The following is a 5,001-nucleotide window of genomic DNA, read 5'->3' on the forward strand; positions in this document are numbered from 1 at the left end:
TTATTTATAATAATTTTTGTAAAAATAAGTAGGAGCTTAACGAAGTTCTCTTATTAAAGAACTTTACTAAGCTCCCACCATAATGTAACCTTTGTTTACAAATACAACACGAAGACGCATTATGCAATATTTACTATACTTTAAAAACTATTTTTGTCAAGTTTCTTGTAAGAATTTTTACAAAAAAATACTTTATTAAATTCTCTTGTTAAAGAACTTAATAAAGTGGGGGTACTTAACTGAATTTATTTTAATAAAAATAATTCAACAAATTAAATATAGTTTAATTTAGAATTAAAATCAATTTGTCTTTTTACAAAAAAATAACTTATTTAAATTCTTTTTGTTAAAAAGTTTAAATAAGTTCTATTTTAAAAGAGAGCAAAAATAAAATGTTTCTTTTTAAGAATTTAAATCAAGATTATAGTACCTCTGTTTAAAAAATAAGCTATATGCCACCTTGATATTTTAAAAATTTTAATCATTCTCAATTGAAAAAATACTTATTAAATATAGAGTAAATAATTGGAGCAAGTGTTATTCCTGCTATTAGCATTACTTGTATTGTTCTATTACTTGCATTAAGTTCATTTTTTAAACTGGATATATCCTTTTGCAAGGTTTTTTCTACACTATCTATTTTAGTATTTACACTATCTATTTTTGCATTAAGTTCGTTTTTTACGTTGTCTATTTTAGTATTTACACTGTCTATTTTTGCATTAAGTTCGTTTTTTACACTATCTATTTTTGCATTAAGTTCGTTTTTTACACTATCTATTTTTGCATTAAGTTCGTTTTTTACACTATCTATTTTCGCATCTAAGCTAGATATATCTTTTTGAAAGTTCTTTTCCACATTGATTATTTGTTGTTCTAAAGAATTCATTCTCTCTTTTAAAACTTCAAAGTTGTAATTATCGTTCTGCAATAAAACAAAATCTATTGCCTCTTCGCTAAACCCTTTATTTAAAAATTCCAACCTTATATTTTCTATTTTAACAGCATTGTAGGATAAATTACTCATAAAATCCCCTTTATTATCCTTTTAATTCTTTATATTTCTTTAAAAGTTTCTTAATTAAATCCTTTTGATTTTCAAGAAGTTCTTCCAAAATAAACGCTGTAAATTTGGCATTATTTTTGTAAAAATCATAGCTTTCTTGTTTTTTAAGCTGAAATCTTAAGGGTTTTATAGGGTTTTGTTTTGACTTTTTTATTGTTTTGCTTTCTTTATTTCTTAATATAATTAACGTTTCTAGTATGCCATTTTTTATTAGAAATTCTTCTTGTATAATCCCATCTTCTATTGCATTAGCAATTTTTAAATAATTATAGACCTGTGCTCTTGCAAGTCTATAATCTTTAGAAAAAGCTTCAAAACTTTTATATCCATCAAGTTTATAATATTCATTATCTTTAATTTCTTTTAAAATTTTTAAAGTTTCTAACTTACAATAGATTTCTTTTTTAGAATTAATTTTTAATTTTTCTTTTAAAGAATTATAATGATTTAATGCACTATCAGCAATAATATAATTTTCATTATCGCTTAGATCTCTTTTATTAACCTTAATATCCAATTTAAACTCCTTTTACACTTAATAGTCTAATTATTAGACTTTATATTTTTTGAAAAAAAATTTCTAAAATATTTTCATATTCTTTTATATAATCTTTATTTAAATCAAAATTATTATTTTCTGCTATTCGTCTATTTAGGTCCTCTCTTTCAGATATTATTCCTAAAAATCTATCTCTTGTTTTTAACATTTTAAACAATGTTTTGTGTGTTCTATTTTTTTTAAATCTTGTTATTATTAAAAATATAGGTAAAAATAAATTTAATTTTCTTACAAAAAAATTAAATAAATCTAAACTTTCTACCGCCCACTTTTCAGCCGTCATTGGAATTATTATATAATCACTACAGAAAAGTGCATTTTTTAACGTAACATCTAAACTAGGATTTGTATCGATGACTATATAGTCATATATATTATGCAAAGTTCCCAAACTAGTTTTTAACAAAAAATCTTTATACTCGATTTTATCTTCGCTAAAATTATGTAGCGTAAGATAGCTAGGTATAAGATCAAGATTATTATCTATATTTAGAATAGTACTATCGATGTCTACATTTTCTTTCAAAATTTCATAAATATTATATTTGGTAAAATTAATACCTAGTTTTTCTATTTTTTCGTAAAAATAACTAGTAACTGATGCTTGAGTATCCATATCAATTAAAAGAACTTTATTATCTTTTGCAAGTAATGTTGCTAATATAATAGCACTTGTGCTTTTGCCAACGCCGCCCTTAATTGACGCAATTGTTATTATTTTAGGTTTTTTAGTATCCATTTCGTTAACGGTCCTTGTTCTGGGTATTTTTTCCCATAAAATTCATATACTTGTTTTTCTAAATCTGTAAACATACTAAATAATATTTTATTGTAGTGGTTATTCATCCGTTGTTTATCTAGCAAGCGGTATAATCCCTTAAAGTAGAAAAAAACACTGCCTGCTTTAAATCTAACTTCCATATAATATGCTCTTGCAAATCCGTAAGATTTTCTATTCCCATTTAATTGATACTTTATAATAGCCTTTTTTATAGGTTTTCTAAACCCGTAAAAAATTCCAATAAATTTGTCACCTTCTTTAATAGGGTATAAATGTGTTTCTTCAACAATTCTTTCTCCATTAAACAATGCCCTTAATGACACTCGAAATTCATTTTTTTTCTCATAAACTCCAAATTTATAAACGTCCATCATTATTTTGGTATGGTACATGGCTTTACCATTTTCTTTTTCGATCAAAATAAATCTTTCTTTATTTTGGCATTCTACTTTACATTTTCCTTTTTTAATAGTTTCTGGTGCACTTTCCATGTTCAATCCTTATACAACTTCTTTTAACATTAAAGAATTATTTTCATTTTTTATCAGCTCTAATAGTTCATAATAATACGTATCAAATACTTTATTATATTCTAATTTCTTTTTGCTATTCAAATATTTTTTTATAATTGGCTTGAGAAATTCAATATTTGCCTTTTCTTTTAGTTGTTCAATAAGAATATTGAAAATATATGTTTTTATATTTTGATAATCTTTTTGTAGGTTTTCTTTGTTCAATTCAATTAATTTTTCCAATTTACGTTTTATTGTACTTAAATCGCTATATTTCTGATGTTCAATAATAAAATGGGGTTTATTTTTGTAAATTTCATATACTTTTTGGATATTTGGTTTCAATTGTTCTGAATTGTACCCTTTTTCTTCTAATTCTTTTTGAATATTTTCTAGAATTTCTTTTAATTTATTTTGCTTATCTTTATAGCAAGATTTATTAAAAGAAATATGTTTGCTTTTTGTTAAACTATTTTCATATCTTTTGACGGTTTTAAATATTTCAATTGCCAAATTTGTACTAATATCTAATTTTAATAAATCCAAAAGAGTTTTTTTATTGGAAAAGTTACACTTATTGAAATACTTTATTTTTTTGTATTCTTCTATTTTATTAGAATTTCTTTCTTCTTTTATATTATTTTTATTACATAAACACTCCTCCAACTCTACATTACCCTTTTTTGGAGATTTGTCTTTAAGGTAGTTATTCACTCTAGATTTAAATCTAGAGTGAATTTTTTCTTGAAAGTATTGGTTGATTTTAAAGTGGCATACATTTTTTTCATAATTAAGGTGATAGTAAATTTCAGTGCCAAAATTTACACCCAAATGTTTGTAGTAGTTGGTTGTTACTTTAAATTCTCTTTCTAATTTGTAAAGATATTTTTGCAGTGTTCTTAATGTAGTAGGAGCTTGACCATTTCTTTTTAGATTTTCATTAAAGTAATAGAGTATGGTTTTTTGTGTATATTTCTTATGTTTGGTGTTTATGTAGGCTAGTGTTGAGACAAGAACTATTAATTTACGTTGTAGTTTGTTGTGGCAATTTGGCTTTTTTTTATTGGTTGATATTGACATAATCGTCAACCTCCGTTTCTTTAAGTTAATAATAATTAATATTATAATGCATAATTTTGAATTAAAAGTAAATACTTTCCCCAAAAAATATTAAATTTAAATTATTAATCACATTAATTAAATACACTTTTTTGTAATTCGGTAAAAATAAATTGATTTTCATTTTAAGTTAGTCTATACTACAAGTAGCGTAGTTGTATTAATATTGACATTACACCTACCGTTTATTTTAAGTAATTTACAAAAAATTATAATATAGTGGGATCTTAACGAGATTCTTTGTAAAGAGAGTTTGGTTAAGGCCCACTTTTTTTGTAAAAAATTTTTGTAAAAAAGTTGGCAAAAATAGTTTTTGCTATATATTTATTATTAACTTAAAGAAACGGAGGTTGACAATTATGTCACACATAGAAAAAAATCAAAATATACAAAATAATATACAAGCAAAAATAAGCTTCAGAAAAGATATGAAAACCCTAAAAAGGAATTTGTCACGCATCGACAAAAGTCTTGTAAATAAAGGATATGGGTATAAGTACCAGGATTTCAATGATATATTAGAAGAAGTTGAAAACGTTATTGAAAAGCATAATTTGGAGCTTGATTTTGAGCAATATCCAACTTTTACACATGATCCATATGGTAGAGTTCATGTTATTAGGACCACATTCTACAGCACAAGTACTGGGTATGAAGAGTCTTTTGATACACCAACGCTTACAGAAAATTTAAAATGGAGCAATGAAAATGGGTCTAAAAATATGAATTCAACGCCACAAATGTTTGGCTCAGCTATTACTTATGTCAAAAGGTACGCTTTAGTTGCATGTCTTAACATAAAAAGTGAAGTGGATACTGATGCAGACCCTAATTACAATAATTATGAAAACAGAAATTCTACACCTAATAAGCAAGTTAATGTCAAGCAAGAACAAAAAAAGGAACAAAAAAAAGAGATTGATCAAATTCAGAAAAAAGATATAAAGCAAGAACAAAAAAAGGA

At 24.5% G+C, this 5,001-nt stretch carries 6 protein-coding genes; 1 reads left to right on the top strand and 5 read right to left on the bottom strand.

Features of this window, described 5'->3' with window-relative positions; genetic code table 11:
* Positions 1-487: 487 nt before the first annotated feature.
* From bdr to HNR35_RS05410, 5 genes are read right to left on the bottom strand one after another with little or no spacing between them, the layout of a single operon-like run.
* On the bottom strand, positions 488-1,027 hold the full coding sequence (bdr, locus tag HNR35_RS05390; RefSeq protein ID WP_183224444.1) for a Bdr family repetitive protein: 540 nt from the start codon (positions 1,025-1,027) through the stop codon (positions 488-490).
* Between the two features lie 13 nt (positions 1,028-1,040).
* Positions 1,041-1,583 (bottom strand): chromosome replication/partitioning protein, encoded by a 543-nt coding sequence (locus tag HNR35_RS05395; protein WP_183224446.1) that lies wholly within the window; start codon positions 1,581-1,583, stop codon positions 1,041-1,043.
* Between the two features lie 40 nt (positions 1,584-1,623).
* A complete protein-coding gene (locus HNR35_RS05400; protein ID WP_040353515.1) occupies positions 1,624-2,364 on the bottom strand; it encodes a ParA family protein in 741 nt (246 codons plus the stop codon).
* Positions 2,340-2,897: a DUF226 domain-containing protein gene (locus HNR35_RS05405; protein WP_183224448.1), complete on the bottom strand. Its 558-nt coding sequence runs from the start codon at positions 2,895-2,897 to the stop codon at positions 2,340-2,342. The genes HNR35_RS05400 and HNR35_RS05405 overlap by 25 nt, the downstream gene beginning before the upstream one ends.
* Positions 2,898-2,906: 9 nt before the next feature.
* On the bottom strand, positions 2,907-3,998 hold the full coding sequence (locus HNR35_RS05410) for a plasmid maintenance protein (RefSeq protein ID WP_183224449.1): 1,092 nt from the start codon (positions 3,996-3,998) through the stop codon (positions 2,907-2,909).
* A gap of 398 nt (positions 3,999-4,396) precedes the next feature.
* On the opposite strand from HNR35_RS05410, the gene HNR35_RS05415 reads away from it, so the two are divergent.
* The coding region (locus HNR35_RS05415; RefSeq protein ID WP_183224451.1) for an ERF family protein at positions 4,397-5,001 on the top strand (605 nt) is incomplete at its 3' end.

The sequence above is a fragment of the Borreliella spielmanii genome (genome assembly GCF_014201705.1).
Lineage (GTDB): Bacteria > Spirochaetota > Spirochaetia > Borreliales > Borreliaceae > Borreliella > Borreliella spielmanii.